Annotated in this window: 15 protein-coding genes; 8 read left to right on the top strand and 7 right to left on the bottom strand. The window is 70.0% G+C overall.

Annotation, left to right across the window (positions count from 1 at the left end; genetic code table 11):
* Positions 1-32: 32 nt before the first annotated feature.
* Positions 33-998 (top strand): quinone oxidoreductase family protein, encoded by a 966-nt coding sequence (locus E7742_RS06830; protein ID WP_137798265.1) that lies wholly within the window; start codon positions 33-35, stop codon positions 996-998.
* Between the two features lie 54 nt (positions 999-1,052).
* Here E7742_RS06830 and E7742_RS06825 read toward each other — a convergent pair whose 3' ends face one another.
* A complete protein-coding gene (locus E7742_RS06825; protein ID WP_137798264.1) occupies positions 1,053-2,048 on the bottom strand; it encodes a heme o synthase in 996 nt (331 codons plus the stop codon).
* 193 nt (positions 2,049-2,241) lie between these two features.
* Here E7742_RS06825 and tkt point away from each other — a divergent pair, with 193 nt between their 5' ends.
* The 6 genes from tkt (at position 2,242) to E7742_RS06795 (ending at position 9,441) form a co-directional block, all read left to right on the top strand.
* Positions 2,242-4,350 carry a transketolase gene (gene tkt / locus E7742_RS06820; RefSeq protein ID WP_137798263.1) on the top strand — a complete coding sequence of 703 codons (2,109 nt, stop codon included), beginning with the start codon at positions 2,242-2,244 and terminating at the stop codon, positions 4,348-4,350.
* A gap of 8 nt (positions 4,351-4,358) precedes the next feature.
* Positions 4,359-5,480: a transaldolase gene (tal, locus tag E7742_RS06815; protein ID WP_137798262.1), complete on the top strand. Its 1,122-nt coding sequence runs from the start codon at positions 4,359-4,361 to the stop codon at positions 5,478-5,480.
* A gap of 3 nt (positions 5,481-5,483) precedes the next feature.
* A complete protein-coding gene (gene zwf / locus E7742_RS06810) occupies positions 5,484-7,025 on the top strand; it encodes a glucose-6-phosphate dehydrogenase (protein ID WP_137798261.1) in 1,542 nt (513 codons plus the stop codon).
* Positions 7,022-7,933 (top strand): glucose-6-phosphate dehydrogenase assembly protein OpcA, encoded by a 912-nt coding sequence (opcA, locus tag E7742_RS06805; RefSeq protein ID WP_368076955.1) that lies wholly within the window; start codon positions 7,022-7,024, stop codon positions 7,931-7,933. Before zwf ends, opcA begins: the two co-directional genes overlap by 4 nt.
* Positions 7,926-8,684, top strand: coding sequence for a 6-phosphogluconolactonase (gene pgl / locus E7742_RS06800; protein ID WP_137798259.1), 759 nt, complete (start codon positions 7,926-7,928; stop codon positions 8,682-8,684). Before opcA ends, pgl begins: the two co-directional genes overlap by 8 nt.
* Positions 8,685-8,985: 301 nt before the next feature.
* A complete protein-coding gene (locus E7742_RS06795; RefSeq protein ID WP_137798258.1) occupies positions 8,986-9,441 on the top strand; it encodes a DUF6389 family protein in 456 nt (151 codons plus the stop codon).
* Positions 9,442-9,448: 7 nt separating this feature from the next.
* Here E7742_RS06795 and E7742_RS06790 read toward each other — a convergent pair whose 3' ends face one another.
* The 3 genes from E7742_RS06790 to secG form a co-directional block, all read right to left on the bottom strand.
* Complete coding sequence (locus E7742_RS06790) at positions 9,449-11,149, bottom strand: cation:proton antiporter (protein ID WP_137798257.1); 1,701 nt, start codon at positions 11,147-11,149, stop codon at positions 9,449-9,451.
* Positions 11,150-11,241: 92 nt separating this feature from the next.
* Entirely contained in the window at positions 11,242-14,037 is a 2,796-nt protein-coding gene (ppc, locus tag E7742_RS06785; RefSeq protein ID WP_137798256.1) for a phosphoenolpyruvate carboxylase, read from the bottom strand.
* An 80-nt stretch (positions 14,038-14,117) separates the two neighbouring features.
* Positions 14,118-14,351, bottom strand: a complete 234-nt coding sequence (gene secG / locus E7742_RS06780) for a preprotein translocase subunit SecG (protein WP_137798255.1) — start codon at positions 14,349-14,351, stop codon at positions 14,118-14,120.
* 250 nt (positions 14,352-14,601) lie between these two features.
* Here secG and E7742_RS06775 point away from each other — a divergent pair, with 250 nt between their 5' ends.
* Positions 14,602-15,489, top strand: coding sequence for a tyrosine-protein phosphatase (locus tag E7742_RS06775; protein ID WP_441346913.1), 888 nt, complete (start codon positions 14,602-14,604; stop codon positions 15,487-15,489).
* A 130-nt stretch (positions 15,490-15,619) separates the two neighbouring features.
* Here the strand turns inward: E7742_RS06775 and tpiA are convergent, their stop codons facing one another.
* Genes tpiA through gap form a run of 3 tightly spaced genes read right to left on the bottom strand, consistent with a single transcriptional unit; the run spans position 15,620 to position 18,659 of the window.
* The gene (gene tpiA / locus E7742_RS06770) at positions 15,620-16,405 is read right to left on the bottom strand and encodes a triose-phosphate isomerase (protein WP_137798253.1); all 786 of its coding nucleotides are present in this window, start codon (positions 16,403-16,405) and stop codon (positions 15,620-15,622) included.
* A gap of 3 nt (positions 16,406-16,408) precedes the next feature.
* The gene (locus tag E7742_RS06765; protein WP_137798252.1) at positions 16,409-17,635 is read right to left on the bottom strand and encodes a phosphoglycerate kinase; all 1,227 of its coding nucleotides are present in this window, start codon (positions 17,633-17,635) and stop codon (positions 16,409-16,411) included.
* 4 nt (positions 17,636-17,639) lie between these two features.
* Complete coding sequence (gap, locus tag E7742_RS06760) at positions 17,640-18,659, bottom strand: type I glyceraldehyde-3-phosphate dehydrogenase (protein WP_137798251.1); 1,020 nt, start codon at positions 18,657-18,659, stop codon at positions 17,640-17,642.
* Positions 18,660-18,792 lie beyond the last annotated feature (133 nt).

Below are 18,792 nucleotides of genomic sequence, written 5' to 3'. Positions count from 1 at the left end.
GCTCGGCGCCGCGTGCGGTGTACAACGAGAGCATGCGCGCAATCGTGGTATCCGAGCACGGCGGTCCCGAGGTCCTCGCCCCCACGGAGGTGCCGGCCCCGGCGCCCGGCCCGGGCGAGTTACTGGTGGCCACCGAGGCGATCGGGATCAACTTCATCGACACCTACTTCCGCAACGGCACCTACTCCCGCGAGCTGCCGTACGTGCCCGGCGACGAGGGCACCGGCGTGGTGGAGGCCGTGGGCGCCGACGTCACCGAGTTCGGTGTGGGCGACCGGGTGGCGTGGGCCGCGGCCCCGGGCAGCTACGCGGAGAAGGTCGTCGTTCCTGCCGCCGTTGCGGTGGACGTCCCCGACGGGGTGGCCCCGGAGCTGGCGGCGTCGGCGCTGCTGCAGGGCATGACCGCGCACTACCTGATCGAGTCCGCGTATCCGGCGCGTTCGGGCGAGACGGTGCTCGTGCACGCGGGCGCCGGCGGCGTGGGTCTGCTGTTGACCCAGCTGGCCGCCGCCAAGGGCGTCAAGGTGATCACCACCGTCTCCACGGACGAGAAGGAGGCGTTGTCGCGGGAGGCGGGCGCCTGGCGGGTGCTGCGGTACGGCGACGGGCTCGCCGACAAGGTCCGGGAGCTGACCGGCGGCGAGGGCGTCGCCGCCGTCTACGACGGCGTCGGCAGGGACACCTTCGACGCGAGCCTCGACGCGCTGCGCATCCGCGGCACGCTGGTGCTGTTCGGTGCCGCGAGCGGCCCCGTCCCGCCGTTCGACCTGCAGCGCCTCAACGCCGCGGGCTCGCTGTTCGTGACGAGGCCGACGCTCGCCCACTACGTCCGCCATCGCGAGGAGCTCACCTGGCGGGCGGGAGCGGTGCTCGACGCGATCGCGGCGGGGACGCTGAAGCTGCGCGTGGGCGGGAGCTATCCCCTGGATCGGGCGGAGCAGGCGCACCGGGATTTGGAGGGCCGCCGGACCACCGGCTCCGTCGTGCTGACGCCCTAGAGACGTGACGAGGGCCCCGGTCGAATCCGACCGGGGCCCTCGTCACTGCGCAGGTCAGAAGTAGCCGGCGATCGTGCTCCAGCCGAGGACCGAGTCCACCGCGAGGCCGCAGCACACGACCGCGAGGTAGTTGTTGGACTGCAGGAACAGCTTGAGCGGCTTGACCGAGCCGCCGTTGCGGACGCTGTGGTTCAGCTGGTGCGCGACGAACAGGAACCAGGCGCCGGCGAGCAGCGTGACGATCGCGTAGATCCATCCGGCGGCCGGCACCAGCGCGAGCGACGCGAGGACCGTGGCCCACGTGTAGATGACGATCTGCTTGGTCACGTGCGTCTCGGAGGCGATGACCGGGAGCATCGGGACACCCGCGGCCTTGTAGTCCTCCTTGTAGCGCATCGCGAGCGCCCACGTGTGCGGCGGCGTCCAGAAGAAGATGATCAGGAACAGGACGACCGGCTCCCAGCTGAGCGAACCGGTGACGGCGGCCCAGCCGACCATGACGGGCATGCAGCCGGCCGCGCCGCCCCAGATCACGTTCTGCCACGTCCGGCGCTTGAGCACCATCGTGTACACGAGGACGTAGAACGCGATGGTCAGCACCACCAGGAAGCCGGCCAGCAGATTCGCGCGCCACCACAGCCAGGCGAACGACGCGATTCCGAGCGTCATACCGAACACGAACGCGTTCCGCGTGGGCACCGCCTGCCGCGCGAGCGGACGCAGCGCTGTGCGCTTCATCACCTTGTCGATGTCGGCGTCGACGACGCAGTTGAGCGAGTTCGCGCTCGCGGCGCCCATCCAGCCGCCGAAGAGCGTGCTCAGGATGAGGACGAGATCGATGTGCCCGCGATCGGCGAGCAGCATCGCGGGGATCGTCGCCACCAGCAACAACTCGATGACGCGCGGCTTCGTCAGCGCGACATACGCCAGGACCCGTGCGGTGACCCGGCCCCACGCCGTGGAGGTGTCCCGCACAGCCTTCGATTCGGAAGCGGATGCGTCGCCCGGGCTGCCGAAGCCGTGTCCGCTCGGCCTATGCCCTGTACGCACGCTTTCTCCTTGCCCCACGCGACTACATCCTCGCTGCCTACTGCACTACTACAACCGATGGTAGACGCCGGTCACCCGGCAACCGAATCGACCCGAATTGGGCGGCACACTAGGCTGGAGGCGCACAAGAGGCCCGCCAGCGCCGACAGCACCCTCCGGCTCCACGTACAACCATGTCAGGAGACATCTGCCCGTGTCGATCACAGACGAGATCCGCGTCCTCACCGAACCGGTCCACCCCAGCGACTGGACCGATCTGGACACCAAGGCCGTCGACACCGCCCGCGTCCTCGCCGCTGACGCCGTCCAGAAGGTCGGCAACGGACACCCGGGCACCGCGATGAGTCTTGCACCGCTCGCGTACACGCTGTTCCAGCGGGTCATGCGGCACGACCCGGCCGACGCGGACTGGATCGGACGCGACCGGTTCGTGCTCTCGTGCGGGCACTCGAGCCTGACGCTCTACATCCAGCTGTACCTCGCCGGCTACGGCCTCGAGCTCGACGACCTGAAGTCGCTGCGCACGTGGGGCTCCAAGACGCCCGGCCACCCCGAGCACGGTCACACCCGCGGCGTGGAGATCACCACGGGCCCGCTGGGGCAGGGCCTCGCGTCGGCGGTCGGCATGGCGATGGCGGCGCGGCGCGAACGCGGTCTGTTCGACCCGGACGCAGCTCCCGGCGAGAGCCCCTTCGATCACCACATCTACGTGGTCGCGTCGGACGGTGACATCCAGGAGGGCGTCACCTCGGAGGCGTCGTCGATCGCCGGTGTGCAGCAGCTGGGCAACCTGACGGTGATCTACGACGACAACAAGATCTCCATCGAGGACGACACGACGATCGCGCTGGGCGAGGACGTCGCCAAGCGGTACGAGGCGTACGGCTGGCACGTGCAGGTCGTCGAGGGCGGCGAGAACGTGGTCGCGATCGAGGAGGCGCTGCAGGCCGCCCGCGAGGTGACCGACCGCCCGTCGCTGGTGCTGCTGCGGACCATCATCGGTTACCCGGCGCCCAACAAGATGAACACCGGCGCCGCGCACGGCGCCGCACTCGGCGCGGACGAGGTGGCCGCCGTCAAGGAGGCCCTCGGTTTCGATCCCGAGCAGACGTTCGAGGTCGCCGACGCGGTGATCGCGCACACCCGCAAGGCGATCGACCGTGGCGTGCAGGCCCACAAGGAGTGGCAGCAGGCCTACGACGAGTGGGTGCAGCGCGCGCCCGAGGGCAAGAAGCTGCTCGACCGCCTGACCGGCCGGGACCTGCCCGAGGGGTGGGCCGAGGCGCTGCCGACGTGGGAGCCGGACGCCAAGGGCCTGGCCACCCGCAAGGCGTCCGCGGCGGTCCTCAACGCCGTCGGCCCGGTGCTGCCGGAGCTGTGGGGCGGCTCGGCGGATCTCGCCGAGAGCAACAACACCACGATCAAGGGCTCGGACTCCTTCGGTCCCGAGTCGATCTCCACCGACATGTGGACGGCCCAGCCGTACGGCCGGACCCTGCACTTCGGTGTCCGCGAGCACGCGATGGGCTCGATCCTCAACGGCATCGCGCTGCACGGCCCGACCCGCCCGTACGGCGGCACGTTCCTCGTCTTCAGCGACTACATGCGCCCGGCGGTGCGTCTGGCCGCGATCATGAAGACTCCGGTCACGTACGTCTGGACGCACGACTCGATCGGCCTCGGCGAGGACGGCCCGACGCACCAGCCGATCGAGCACCTCGCGGCGCTGCGCGCCATCCCGGGTCTGTACGTCGTCCGCCCGGGCGACGCCAACGAGACCGCGCACGCGTGGCGGGCCGTGCTCGAGAAGGGCGCGGACGAGGCCACGCGCGCCCCGGCGGGTCTGGCCCTGACCCGGCAGGATCTGCCGGTGCTCGAGGGCACCAGCTACGAGGGGGTCTCGCGCGGCGGGTACGTGCTGGCCGACGCGTCCACGGGCGCCCCGGAGGTCGTGCTGATCGCCACCGGCTCCGAGCTGCAGCTGGCCGTCGCGGCCCGCGAGAGCCTCGAGGCCGAGGGTGTGCCGACCCGCGTCGTCTCGATGCCGTGCGTCGAGTGGTTCGACGCCCAGGAGCAGTCGTACCGCGACGGCGTGATCCCCCCGACCGTCAAGGCCCGCGTCGCGGTCGAGGCCGGCACCGCGATGCCGTGGTACCGATTCGTCGGCGACGCCGGTGAGATCGTCTCGATCGATCACTTCGGCGCGTCCGCCGACTTCAAGACGCTGTTCCGTGAGTTCGGCATCACCGCCGAAGCCGTCACCGCGGCCGCGCAGCGTTCGCTCTCCCGAGTGAAGGGATGATGTACCCGATGACTCAGAACCCGAATCTGCAGAAGCTGTCCGAGGCCGGGGTGTCCGTCTGGCTGGACGACCTCTCCCGCGACCGCATCCAGCTGGGCAATCTCGCCGAGCTGATCAACACCCGCAGCGTGGTGGGTGTCACCACCAACCCGTCGATCTTCCAGGCCGCGCTGAGCAAGGGCCACGTCTACGACGCGCAGGTGCGGGAGCTCGCCGCGCAGGGCGCGGACGTCGAGGCGGCGATCCGTACCGTCACCACCGACGACGTGCGGGCCGCGTGCGACATCCTCGCCGGATCGTACGAGGCCAGCGGCGGCAAGGACGGCCGCGTGTCGATCGAGGTCGATCCGCGGATGGCCCACGACGCCGACCGCACCGCCGCGCAGGCCGTGGAGCTGTGGAAGATCGTCGACCGCCCGAATCTGTTCATCAAGATTCCCGCGACCGAGGCCGGGCTGCCCGCGATCACGAAGGTGCTCGGCGAGGGCATCAGCGTCAACGTCACGCTGATCTTCTCGGTCGAGCGCTACCGCAAGGTGATGGACGCCTACCTCGCGGGCTTGGAGGCGGCGAAGTCCGCCGGTCACGACCTGTCCCGGCTGCACTCGGTGGCCTCGTTCTTCGTCTCCCGCGTGGACACCGAGATCGACAAGCGGCTCGAGAAGATCGGTACGCCCGAGGCGTTGGCGCTGCGCGGTCGCGCGGCACTGGCGAACGCCCGGCTGGCGTACGACGCCTACCTGGAGGTGTTCGCCGGCGAGCGGTTCCGCGCGCTGGCGGAGGCGGGCGCCCACGTGCAGCGTCCGCTGTGGGCGTCGACCGGGGTGAAGAACCCGGAGTACCCCGACACCCTGTACGTCTCCGAGCTGGTCGCCGCGGACACCGTGAACACGATGCCCGAGGCGACGCTCGAGGCCTTCGCCGACCACGGCGAGGTCACCGGGGACACCGTCACGGGCACCGCCGCCGAGTCGAAGCAGGTCTTCGACGAGTTGGCCGCCGTGGGCGTGGACCTGACGGACGTCTTCGTCGTCCTCGAGAAGGAAGGCGTCGACAAGTTCGAGGTGGCGTGGAACGAGCTGCTCGAGGCCACCGCCGAGCAGCTGCGTGCCGCCGGCCAGAAGAGCTGATCCGTGAGCGAACCCGCGGCGGACCGTTGGATCAACCCACTTCGGGACGGCAGGGACCGGCGACTGCCTCGCATCGCCGGCCCCTGCGGCCTGGTGATCTTCGGCGTCACCGGTGACCTGGCGCGCAAGAAGCTGATGCCGGCGGTGTACGACCTCGCCAACCGGGGGTTGTTGCCGCCCGGGTTCGCTCTGGTCGGTTTCGCTCGGCGCGACTGGGCGGACCAGGACTTCGGCCAGGTCGTCCACGACGCGGTGCGCGAACACTCGCGCACCCCGTTCCGTGAGGACGTGTGGGAGCAGTTGTCGAAGGGCATCCGCTTCGTGCAGGGCAGCTTCGACGACGAGGCCGCGTTCACCGAGCTGGCGAACACGCTCGCGACGCTCGACCGGGAGCGCGGCACCCGCGGCAATCACGCGTTCTACCTGTCGATCCCACCCGCCCAGTTCCCGACCGTGTGCGAGCAGCTGTCGAAGTCGGGTCTGGCGAAGTCCGCCGACGGGCAGTGGCGCCGCGTGGTGATCGAGAAGCCGTTCGGCCACGACCTGGCGAGCGCCCGCGAGCTCAACGCGGTGGTCAACGACGTGTTCCCCGAGGACCGGGTGTTCCGCATCGACCACTACCTGGGCAAGGAGACGGTGCAGAACATCCTGGCGCTGCGGTTCGCGAACCAGTTGTTCGACCCGATCTGGAACGCGCACTACGTCGACCACGTGCAGATCACGATGGCCGAGGACATCGGCCTCGGGGGTCGCGCCGGGTACTACGACGGGATCGGCGCCGCCCGCGACGTCATCCAGAACCACCTGCTGCAGTTGCTCGCCTTCACGGCAATGGAGGAGCCGGTCAGCTTCGAGCCGTCCGAGCTGCAGGCCGAGAAGATCAAGGTGCTGTCGGCGACGCGGCTCGCCGAGCCCCTCGACGAGACCACCGCGCGCGGTCAGTACGCGGGCGGCTGGCAGGGCGGGCTCAAGGTCGTCGGGCTGCACGAGGAGGAGGGGTTCGCGCAGGACTCCACCACCGAGACCTACGCGGCGATCACCCTCGAGGTGGACACCCGCCGTTGGGCCGGTGTGCCGTTCTACCTGCGGACCGGAAAACGGTTGGGCCGCAGGGTCACCGAGATCGCGGTGGTGTTCAAACGGGCGCCGCACCTGCCGTTCGACGCGACCATGACCGAGGAACTCGGCCAGAACGCGCTCGTCATCCGCGTCCAGCCCGACGAGGGCGTCACCATGCGCTTCGGCTCCAAGGTGCCGGGGTCGAGCATGGAGGTCCGCGACGTCAACATGGACTTCAGCTACGGCGAGGCGTTCACCGAGTCGTCTCCCGAGGCGTACGAGCGACTGATCCTCGACGTGCTGCTCGGTGAGCCGTCGCTGTTCCCGGTCAACGCCGAGGTCGAGCTGTCGTGGAAGATCCTCGACCCGGTGCTCGAGCACTGGGCGAAGCAGGGCAGACCCGAGCCGTACGAGGCCGGCACGTGGGGACCGCCGTCGGCGCAGGAGATGATGCGCCGCACCGGTCGGGAATGGAGAAGACCGTGATCATCGAGTTGCCGTCGACCACCACCGGCGCGGTCAACAAGAAGCTCGTCGAGCTGCGCGAGACCGGCGGTGCGGTCACGCTGGGCCGCGTGCTGACGCTCGTGGTGTCCACGCGCGAGAGCAAGAACTCCGAGGACGTCATCGACGCTGCCAACGAGGCGAGCCGCGAGCACCCGTGCCGCGTCATCGTCGTCGCCCGCGGGTCCCGGACCGAGGAGACCCACCTGGACGCGGAGATCCGCGTGGGCGGTGACGCCGGCGCGTCGGAGGTGGTGATCCTGCGGGTGTTCGGCGAGCTCGCCGACCACGAGGCCAGCGTCGTCGTCCCGTTCCTGCTCCCCGACACCCCGGTCGTGGCGTGGTGGCCGGACGACGCCCCCGCCGTTCCGGCGCTGGATCCGGTGGGCCGGTTGGCCATTCGCCGGATCACCGACGCCACCGGCGCCGACGACCCCACCGCGACCATCAAGAGCCGCCTGGGTTCGTACACCGCCGGTGACACGGACCTGGCGTGGAGTCGCATCACGTACTGGCGTGCGCTGTTGACGTCGGCGCTCGATCAGCCGCCGCACGAGCAGATCGTGTCCGCCACGGTGTCCGGGCTCGCGACCGAGCCGGCCCTGGACATCCTCGCGGGCTGGCTGGCCGATCGCATCGACGGCCCGGTCCGGCGGCGGACCGGCCCGCTGTTCGTCGAGCTGGAACTGACGAACGACGACCGAATCGCGATCAGCCGCCCGCAGGCCGAGACGACCGCGACCCTGGCCCGGACCGGCCAGCCGGACGCCCTGGTGGCGCTGGCCCGGCGCGAGACCCGCGACTGCCTCGCCGAGGAACTGCGCCGACTCGATCCCGACGAGATCTACGAAGCGGCCCTGACCGGCCTGTCGAAGGTGGAATATGTCTGACGTGACGTCCCAGCAGGAGATCGCGCGTTTCCCCGACACGGACGCGCTCGTGCGCGCGGCGGCCGAGCGGTTCGTCGACACCGTCGTCGCGGCGCAGCGGGCCCGCGGATCCGCCGCGGTGGTCCTCACCGGCGGTGGCACGGGCATCGCGCTGCTCGAACAGGTCCGGGAGAACCCGGGCGCGATCGACTGGGCGGCACTCGATGTGTTCTTCGGTGACGAGCGGTTCCTGCCCACCGGCGATCCCGAGCGCAACGAGGTGCAGGCGCACGCAGCGCTGCTCGACCACGTCCCGGTCGATCCTGCCCGCGTCCACGTGGTGGCCGCGTCGGACGGCGCGTACGGCAGCGACCCGGTGACGACGGCGGCCGCGTACGCCGAGGTCCTCGACGCGTTCGCCGCCGGCCGCGAAGGCCCGCTGTTCGACGTCCACCTGCTGGGGATGGGCGGGGAGGGCCACGTCAATTCGCTGTTCCCGCATACGGATGCGGTGCGCGAGGACGAACAGCTGGCGGTGGCGGTTCTCGACTCCCCCAAGCCGCCGCCGGTGCGCGTCACGTTGACGTTGCCGGCGCTGCGGTCCGCCCGCGAGGTGTGGCTGGTCGTCTCGGGTGAGACGAAGGCCGACGCGGTGGCGGCGGCGGTCGGCGGCGCGGCCGCCGAGGAGATTCCGGCGGCCGGGGCCCGCGGCATCGAGAAGACCGTCTGGCTGCTCGACGAGGCCGCGGCGAGCGCCCTCCCCCGCACCTGACGCCGCCGGTCACTCGGGCCGGCCGGACTCGTCGGCCCGTTCGACCGCCGGCGCCGCCTGCGGTGTCTCGGCGATGTCGGACAACGGCTTTCGTGGCCGACACCCCGCTGCCAGCCGCGCACTGCAGCGGGGCCCGCGTGTGGTGACCGTACCGAACACCGCTCCCCGCCGATAACGCTTTGTCCCCATCGTTTCCCTCCCCCTCGGCGCGCTGCTCGGCGCCGTTCGATGAGTAGGACGTGGTGGGCGGGCGTTCGGTTCCCCCGCCCCCTCGCCCGCGACCGGACGGTACGCTGCCCTCGTGAATCGCGATGAGTACCTGTCGGCGCTCGCGGCCGTCCTGGATCGGTACACCGACGCCGCGGCCGGCAAGCTCTCCGCGATCGTCGACGCGCTGCCGGCGGCGGCCACCGAACTGTGCATCGACGTGTTCCCCGACCAGGACGGCGAGGGCACGTTCGACGTGTGGGTCCGGCTCGAGGGCCCCGACTACTTCGCGATCAACAAACCCATCGACGCGCACCGGCACCTCTTCGGCATCGTCTACACCGAGGACGGGGTCGAGCCCGACGTCCCGCGTTGGGGGCACGACGCGCCCTTCGGCGTCGAGGATGCCGTCGTCGACGCCGCCGCCGCATGGCTCACGGTGCTGTGGACGCGGGTCGGTGAGGGCCGCTCACCGGTGCCCTGGCGCGTCGAGGGTGAGGACGGTCTGGGCACCGTCACGCCGCTGCTGTTCCCGGCGGCGACGGACTGACGCCGCGCTAGCGGCCCGTCGACTCCTGGAGCTGCTGGAGGCGGGCCTCCTCGACGTCGAGCATGCGCTGGGCGGCCAGAAGGGTGCTCGAGCTGTACGCCCCGGACGAGCGGGCGTCGAGCAACGCCCGTCGCTCCGCGGCGATGGACGCCAGCCGCAGCCGCAGGTACTCGTCCCGCCGCACGTCGTTGTCGGGATCGCGTTGCGCGCGGGCCCGATCGGCGCGGCGTCCCACCAGCCCGTCCGCCCGCACCCGCGACACCAGCGCCGGGTCGTCGGCGCCGGCGAGCACCTCCTCGGCCGCCTCGACCATCTCGTCGAGCAGGTCGTCGTACTGGGACCGGAGCCGGTTCTCGTCGTCGCCCGGAATCTTCACCCACCGGATCACCCGGGGCAGGGTGGATCCCTGCAGCAGCAGCGTGGTCACCGCGACGACGAACGCGATCAGGATCAACTCGGCACGATAGGGCGTGTCCGCCGGCAGCGTCTGGGCGGCGGCCAGCGTGATCGCCCCGCGCATGCCCGACCAGGCCAGCACGATTCCGCCGCGCCAGCCGAGCTTCTCGGACAGCAGGAAGTCGGCGTCGGCGCTGGCCCGGTTGACGCGGCGCTCGATGTGGAATCGGCGCCGGGAGCTCAATCCCTCGACGGCGCCCGGGCGGCCGAGGCGGTCCTGCCACCGTTCGAGGTACGGCAGCCGCGCCGCGGCCCGTCGCTCGTCGCGCTTGAGCACCGCGACCAGCGGAATCACGAAGATCATGCGGGCCGCGATCACGAAGGCCGAGGCGATGAAGCCGTACAGCACGGCCTCGCCCACCGACAGGCCGGAGTCCTGCACCTCGTCGATCAGGTGCTCGAGGCTGAGCCCCATGATCAGGAAGATCGCGGACTCGAGCAGGAACGCGACCGTGTGCCAGTTCATCTCCTCGCCGATCCGGTGCTCGGCCTCGAGGTACCGCGGGGCGAGGTGCCCGGTCACCAGTCCGCACACCACGACCGCGAGCACACCGGAGGCGCCGAGGTCCTCGGCCGGGACGAAGGCGACGAACGGCACGACGAACGACAGCGCGGTGTTGAGCACCGTGTCGTTCACCCAGCCGCGCACCCGGACGCCGATCACACCCACGACCGCACCGATCGCCGTCGCGGCGATCACCGACCAGACGAAGTCGCCGGCGACGTGCCACAACGACACGGCGCCGGCCATGGCCGCCACCGCCGAGCGCAACAGCACGAGCGCCGACGCGTCGTTGACCAGCCCCTCCCCCTCGAGCACCGTCAGTAGCCGCGAGGGCAGACCGAGCTTGCGACCGACCGACGTCGCCGCCACGGCATCGGTGGGACTGACCACGGCGCCGAGCGCGAACGCGGTGGCCCAGCCCAGGTCGGGGATCAGCAGGTGGAACAGCGCGCCGGTGCCGGCGGTGGTGACCACCACCAGCAACACCGCGAGCCCGCTGATCGCCTTGAAGTTTCGTCGGAAGTCCTGGGCGGGCATGGACACCGCGGCCGAGTACAGCAGCGGCGGCAGCACCACGGCCAGGATCAGTTCGGGTTCGACGTCCACGTCCGGTACCGCGGGCAGGAAGCTCAGCCCGATTCCGACGACCACCAGCAGGAGTGGGGCGGCCAGTCCGAGTCGCTTGGCGAACGCAGCGACCGCGACGATGCTCGAAACGCCGACGACGGCGATCAATGTCAGGTCCACGAAGTCCTATTGTCCTTGTCGCCCGGCGTCGGCCACCGACCGCCCTTTCGGCCGCGTCAGCCGGTGTTGCCGCGTCATCCGCTGTTGCCGCATCATCCGCTGTTGCGCAGCGCCGTCGCCAGGCCGTTCATGGTGAGCTGGATGCCGCGCCGCACACTGTCGGAGTCGTCGCCCGCGCGGTAGCGCCGCAGCAGCTCCACCTGGAGATGGTTGAGCGGCTCGAGGTACGGGAAGCGGTTGTGCACCGACCGTTCGAGGGCCGGGTTGTCCCACAGCAGGTTGTCGTGCCCGGTGATCGCGCGGTACATCGCGACCGTGCGCTCGTGCTCGGCCGCGATCTTGCCGAACACCTCCTCCCGCAGCGCGACGTCGGGCACCAGCTCCGAGTAGCGCGCGGCCAGCCCCATGTCGGACTTCGCCATCACCTGCGCCATGTTGGAGAGCACGGTGCGGAAGAACGGCCACCGCTCGTACAGGTCCGTCAACGTGGCCAACCGCTCGTCGTCGCCGCCCACCCACTGCTCGAACGCGGTCCCGGTGCCGTACCAGCCGGGCAACATGACCCGCGACTGGCTCCAGGACAGCACCCACGGGATGGCTCGCAGGTCGGAGATGGACTCGGTCGGCTTCCGGGAGGCCGGCCGGCTCCCGATGTTGAGGGCACCGATCTCGGCCACCGGCGTGGACGCCTTGAAGTACTCGACGAATCCCGGGGTGTCGTGAACCAGGTCGGCGTAGGCGACACGCGCCAGTTCCGCGAGCTCGTCGAGGATCTCGTACGCGGGGGTCGCGTCGTCGCCGAGGCCCTCGACGTCGAGCAGCGTGGACTCGAGCGTGGCCGAGACCAGTGCCTCGAGATTGCGGCGGGCCAGCCGCGGCTCCGCGTACTTCGCGGCGATGATCTCGCCCTGCTCGGTGATCCGCAGCGCGCCCTCGACCGCGCCCGGGGGTTGCGCCAGGATGGCGTCGTAGCTCGGTCCGCCGCCCCGGCCCACGGTGCCGCCGCGACCGTGGAAGAGCCGCAACCGGATTCCCGTCTTGCGGGCGACCCGGACGAGTTCGAGTTCGGCGCGGTACAGCGCCCAGTTCGCCGCGAGGTAGCCGCCGTCCTTGTTGGAGTCCGAGTACCCGAGCATCACCTCCTGGGGGTCGCCGCGATTGGCGACCAGCGCCCGGTAGATCGGCACCTCCAACGTCGCGGTGAGCGTCTCGGCGCCGCGGCGCAGGTCCTCGATCGTCTCGAAGAGCGGCACGATGCCCACGGGGCAGGTGGGGCCGTCGTCTCCGTCGGGGTCGAACAGGCCCACCTCCGACAGCAGCAGCGCGGCCTCGAGCATGTCGCTGACCGAGTCGCACATGCTGATGATGTAGTTCGGTACGGCCTCGGGGCCGATCCGCCGGACCGCGTCCGCCGCGGCCGCCAGGATGCCGAGTTCCTTGGCGGTGAGCTCACTGAACTCCGCATGCGGACCGGCGAGGGGGCGGCGGGTCGCGAGTTCGGCCGCCAGCAGCTCCACCCGTTCGTCCTCGGACAGGGAGCGGTAGTCCGCGTGCACACCGGCCCACGCCAGCAGTTCCGCCACCACCGTCTCGTGCACCTCGGAGTTCTGCCGCATGTCCAGACCGCACAGATGGAAACCGAAGGCTTCTACCGAGTTCCGCAGCCGCGTGAGCCGGTCGTCGGCCACGATCCCGTCTCCGTGCGAACGCAACGAGGTGTCGATCACGGCCAGATCCGCCAGCAGGTCGGCGGGCGCGTCGTAGCCCGGCTGGTCGCCGGCGACGGCGTGGACCGCGGGGTGTCCGAGAATGCGCTCCGCTGCCACCGAGAGCCGCGCGCGCAGTCCCCGCACCGCGCGCCGGTACGGTTCGTCCGCACGGAACGGGGAGTCGTCCCCGGCCGCGTCGGCCAGCCGGTCCAGCTCGGGTGTCACGGTCACCAATCGGGCGGACATCGACAGCTCCCGCTCGAGCACCTCGAGCTCGGCGAGATGGTGCTCGACGGCGGTCTCCGCTGCGCGGTGCGTGGCTCGGCCCACCACCTCGGCGGTGACGAAGGGGTTGCCGTCGCGGTCCCCGCCGATCCACGACCCCGGCCGCAGCATCGGTTCCGACAGCACACCGGTGCCCGGCCAGCGCGACTGCAACGCATCACGGATGTCCGCGTTGATCTGCGGGACCACCTCGAACAGCGAGGCGTCGTAGTAGCGCAACCCCACTTCGATCTCGTCCTGGATCCGCAAGCGCGACAAGCGGATCAGGGCCGTCTGCCAGAGCGTGAGAATCTGGCGGCGCAACTGCAGATCGACGGCGTCGCGCTCCTCGGGGTCTTCCGCCGAACGATCGCGCAGGCGCATCAACTCCATGATCCGATGCTGGGTCTCGAAGACGGTCCTGCGCCGGGTCTCGGTCGGGTGCGCGGTGATGACCGGCGCCACCAGCGCGCCCTCGAGGGCGGCGGCGGCGGATGTCGGATCCACCTCGGCCGCATCGAGTTTGGCGTAGGTCGCCGCCAGGCTGCTGTCCTGCGGGGGCTCGCCGGCCCGGACGTGGATCGCCCGGCGGCGCTCGCGGTGGATGTCCTCGGCGACATTCGCGAGGAGCGCGAAGTGACTGAAGGAGCGGATGACCGGAATGGCGTCGGACGTGTCGATCCGCGCGAGCGATTCCGCCAGTTGGGCGCGATCGATCTCCGATCTACGGACCCGGAACGATTCGACGCGGGCACGCTCGACGAGGTCGAAGATGTCCTCGCCGGATTGCTCACGCACGATGTCACCGAGGATGCCGCCGAGCAGGCGGATGTCCTCCCGGAGCGGCTCGGTGGCTTCTCGGGGAGCGGGTGCGGATGCGGAGGAGGTCGATGACGACGCAGGGATCCCGGTCATCCCCCGATTATCGACCGGCGTCCCGGCGGACGCACGGCAAGGACGCCGCGCTCGGCGGCGTCAGCAGAGTCCAGGTGCGGTCAGCTGAACTTGATCTCGAGCCCGATGCCGAGGATCGCGATGAGCCAGATGGCCGCGGTGAACACCGTGAGGCGATCGAGGTTCTTCTCGACCACACTCGAACCCGCCAGGCTGGACTGGACACCGCCACCGAAGAGACTGGACAGGCCGCCGCCCTTGCCGCGGTGCAGCAGGATCAGCAGAACGAGCAGCAGACTGGTGATCACCAGCAGGATGTCCAGGAACAGTGCCATTTCGGTATTCGCTGCCCTTCACGCACGACGGATTCGGTCACTAGCGGGCCCAGCCTACCCGCTGCCGCAGCGAGGGACCCCACCCGCGCTCCGGTTCGTCGGGACGGGCGGCCCTGCCGGCTTCATCCGCGCCCATCCTCCCGCGTGGTGAGACAGATCACTTTCGTGGCACAACGTGCCACGCTACCTTGCTCGCGAGTCAGACACCCCGACGAGGAAGGCCTTCCCCATGACGCACCGCTCGACAGCTCTGCGCCGCACGACCCGGACCGCCGTGGCGGTCACCCTGTCCGGATCGCTCCTGCTCGCCGGCGCCGCCGCGGCCGGCGCGGCCGGCTCGCTCGATCTCCCGGCCCTCGGCTCGACCGGCTCCAGCGCCCCGACCGTCGTCGAGACGCCCCGGCTGGCGTCCGTCGACAACTTCCGCGACGTGGCCGGCCCCGGCTACAAGAACGCACTCGGTCTGCCCATGCGCACCGGCGTCTTCTACCGGGCCAACGCCGTCGTCCCGAGCGACGAGGATCTCGCGACCCTCGAATCGCTGGGACTGTCGGCGATCTACGACGTCCGCACCGACCAGGAGGTGGCCGACAAGCCCGACCGGCTCCCCGCCGGCGCCGAGTACGTGCGGATCCCCATCCTGTCCGGCGACCTCGCCGGTGCCGCCTTCCAGCTGCAGTCCCCGGAGGAGGGACGCGCGTTCATGCGGGACATGAACCGGTCCTTCGTCAGCGACGCAAGCGTCCGCGCCGGGTTCACCACCCTGCTCACCGACCTCGCCGAGACCTCCGGCCCGCAGCTGTTCCACTGCACGGCAGGCAAGGACCGGACGGGCTGGGCCGCTGCCCTCCTGCAGAGCATCGCCGGTGTGCCCCGGGAGACCATCATGGCGGACTACCTCCTCACCAACGAGTACACCGCCGACTCGATGGCGAGGACCCTGCAGGGACTGGCGGCCCGATTCGGACAGGAGCGCGCTGACATCTTCGCGCCCCTGGTCGGCGTCGAAGCCAGCTACCTGCAGGCCGCCTTCGACCAGGTCGAGGCCGAGTACGGCAGCGTCGAGAACTACCTGCACGACGGACTCGGGCTGTCCGACGTCACCCTCGCGAAGCTGAAGGTCAAGCTGTTCGTCTGACCCGACCGACGAAGAACGCGGGGCGCGTGACCTTTCGGTCACGCGCCCCGCGCTTCGAGTACTACCGTGTCACGGCCGTGTCACTCCGCCGTGTCACTCCGCCGTGTCACGGCAGTGTCACTTCACCGTGTCACGGCAGCGGGCCGCCGGCGGCAATCGCCGACAGCGTCGCGAACTCGTCCGCCTTGAGCGAGGCTCCACCGACGAGACCGCCGTCGACGTCGGGCTGAGCGATGAGCTCGCCGACGTTCTTGGCGTTGACCGATCCGCCGTAGAGCACCCGCACCGCCTGCGCGATCTCGGGCGTGGCCAGCTCGGCGAGCGTGTCACGCACCGCCTTGCAGACCTCCTGGGCGTCGGCGGCCGAGGCCACCTTGCCGGTACCGATGGCCCACACGGGCTCGTACGCGACGACGATCTTCGAGATCTCGTCCGCGGACAGACCCGCGAGCGAACCCCGCAGCTGCGCCACGTTGTAGGCGACGTGCTCGCCGGCCTCACGGATGTTGAGGCCCTCGCCGATGCACACGATCGGGGTGAGCCCGTTCTTCAGCGCCGCCTTGGTCTTGGCCAGCACGGTCTCGTCGGTCTCACCGTGCAGCGTGCGCCGCTCGGAGTGCCCGACCACCACGAAGGTGCAGCCCAGCTTGGCCAGCATCGAACCGCTGACCTCACCGGTGTAGGCGCCCGAGTCGTGCGCCGAGACGTCCTGCGCACCGTAGGTGAGGTCGAGCTTGTCGCCCTCGACCAGCGTCTGCACGCTGCGGATGTCGGTGAACGGCGGGATCACCGTCACGTCGACCTTCTCGAAGTACTTCGCGGGCAACGAGAATGCGATCTTCTGCACCAGAGCGATGGCCTCGAGGTGGTTGAGGTTCATCTTCCAGTTGCCGGCGATCAGAGGCTTACGTGCCATGCGTCAGTCCTCCAGTGCTCGGTCTTCGAGGGCACTGATGCCGGGAAGCGTCTTGCCCTCGAGGTATTCGAGGGACGCGCCGCCGCCGGTGGAGATGTGCGAGAAGCCGTCCTCGGGCAGACCGAGCTGACGCACGGCCGCCGCGGAATCGCCGCCGCCGACGACGCTGAACGCGCCCTTGCCGGTGGCCTCGATGATCGCCTCGGCGACACCCTTGGTGCCCGCCGCGAACTTCTCGAACTCGAACACGCCCATCGGACCGTTCCAGAACACCGTCTTCGCGCCGGACAGGATCGCCGCGAAGCGCTCCACCGACTGCGGTCCGATGTCCAGGCCCATCCAGCCGTCCGGAATCTCGAGCACCGAGACCGTCTGCGCCTCGGCGTCCGCCGAGAACGAGTCCGCGATCACCACGTCCTGCGGGATGTGGATGACGTCCGCGTACCGCTCGAGCAGCACCTTGCAGGTCTCGATCATCTCTTCCTGGCACAGCGAGTTGCCGACCGAGACGCCCTGCGCGGCGAGGAAGGTGTAGAACATGCCACCGCCGATGACGAGGGTGTCGACCTTGGGGGCCAACGCCTCGATCACGGCAAGCTTGTCCGAGACCTTCGAACCACCGAGCACGACCGCGTAGGGGCGCTCGGAGTCCTCGGTGAGCTTCTGCAGCACCTCGACCTCGGCCGCGACGAGCGTGCCCGCGTAGTGCGGGAGCAGCTTGGCGATGTCGTAGACCGACGCCTGCTTGCGGTGCACCACACCGAAACCGTCGGACACGAACGCGCCCGCGCCGTCGACCAGCTCGACGAGCGCCTTGGCGAGCGCCTCGCGCTCGGCGTCGTCCTTGCTGGTCTCACGCGGATCGAAGCGGATGTTCTCCAGCAGGAGCACGTCGCCGTCGGTGAGACCCTCGGAGCGCGCGAGCGCATCCTGGCCCACCACGTCGCCGGCCAGCTGGACGTTGCGGCCCAGCACCTCCCCGAGCTTCGCGGCGACCGGCGCCAGCGACAGCGCCGGGTCGACCTCGCCCTTCGGGCGACCGAGGTGTGCCATCACGATGACCTTGGCGCCGGCCTCGGCCAGCGCCGAGATGGTCGGCGCGGACGCGACGATGCGGCCCGGATCGGTGATGGTGCCGTCGTCCAGCGGGACGTTGAGGTCGGAGCGCACCAGCACGGTACGACCCTCGACCCCCTCGTCCAGCAGGTCCTTCAGAGTCTTGACAGCCACGGCGTCAGAGGGACTTCGCGACGAGACCGATGAGGTCCGCGAGGCGGTTCGAGTAGCCCCACTCGTTGTCGTACCAGGACACGACCTTGACCTGATCGTCGATGACCTTGGTCAGGCCGGCGTCGAAGATCGAGGAGTGCGGGTCGGTGACGATGTCCGACGACACGATCGGCGCCTCGGTGTACTTGAGGATGCCCTTGAGCGGTCCCTCGGCGGCGGCCTTCATCGCGGCGTTGATCTCGGCGACCGACGCGGACTTGGCCAGGTTGACCGTGAGGTCGGTGACCGAGCCGGTCGGGATCGGCACACGCAGCGCGTAGCCGTCGAGCTTGCCCAGCAGCTGCGGGAGGACCAGGCCGATGGCCTTGGCGGCACCCGTGCCGGTCGGGACGACGTTCAGCGCGGCGGCGCGGGCGCGACGCAGGTCGCTGTGCGGGCCGTCCTGCAGGTTCTGGTCCTGCGTGTACGCGTGGACCGTCGTCATCAGACCCTTGACGATGCCGAACTCGTCGTCGAGGACCTTGGCGATCGGGCCGAGGCAGTTGGTGGTGCACGACGCGTTGGAGATGATGTCCTGGCTGCCGTCGTACTTGTCGTCGTTGACGCCCATCACGATCGTGATGTCCTCGCCCTTGGCGGGCGCGGAGATGATGACCTTCTTGGCGCCGGCCTCGAGGTGACCCTTGGCCTTCTCGGCGTCCGTGAAGATGCCCGTGGACTCGACGACGACGTCGACGCCCAGCTCGCCCCAGGGCAACTCGTTCAGCGGGCCGCGGTGCGCGAGCGCCTTGATCTTGGTGTCGCCCACGACGATGGTGTCGTCGCCCTCGAGCGAGACCTCGTGCGGCAGACGACCCAGGATCGAGTCGTACTTGAGCAGGTGAGCCAGCGTCGCGTTGTCCGTGAGGTCGTTGACCGCCACGATCTCGATGTCGGTGGTGCCGAGCGCCTTCTGCGCATCGACCGCCCTGAAGAAGTTACGTCCGATACGACCGAAGCCGTTGATGCCTACCCGGACCGTCACAGTTAGCTCCTTTGCCCATCTACTCTGGTGTGCCAGTTTTCGCCCCCGCATGAACCTCGCGGGCACGTTGGTACCCACGACGCTCGAAACCGAAACGCGCGGGACTCATCGGTCGATGTACGTCCCACCCTAG

Origin of the sequence: Rhodococcus sp. SGAir0479 (assembly GCF_005484805.1) — a bacterium.
In the GTDB taxonomy this organism is placed as follows: Bacteria; Actinomycetota; Actinomycetes; order Mycobacteriales; family Mycobacteriaceae; genus Prescottella.
Note: the sequence above shows the minus strand (reverse complement) of the source record. Positions and strands in the feature narration are given on the sequence as shown.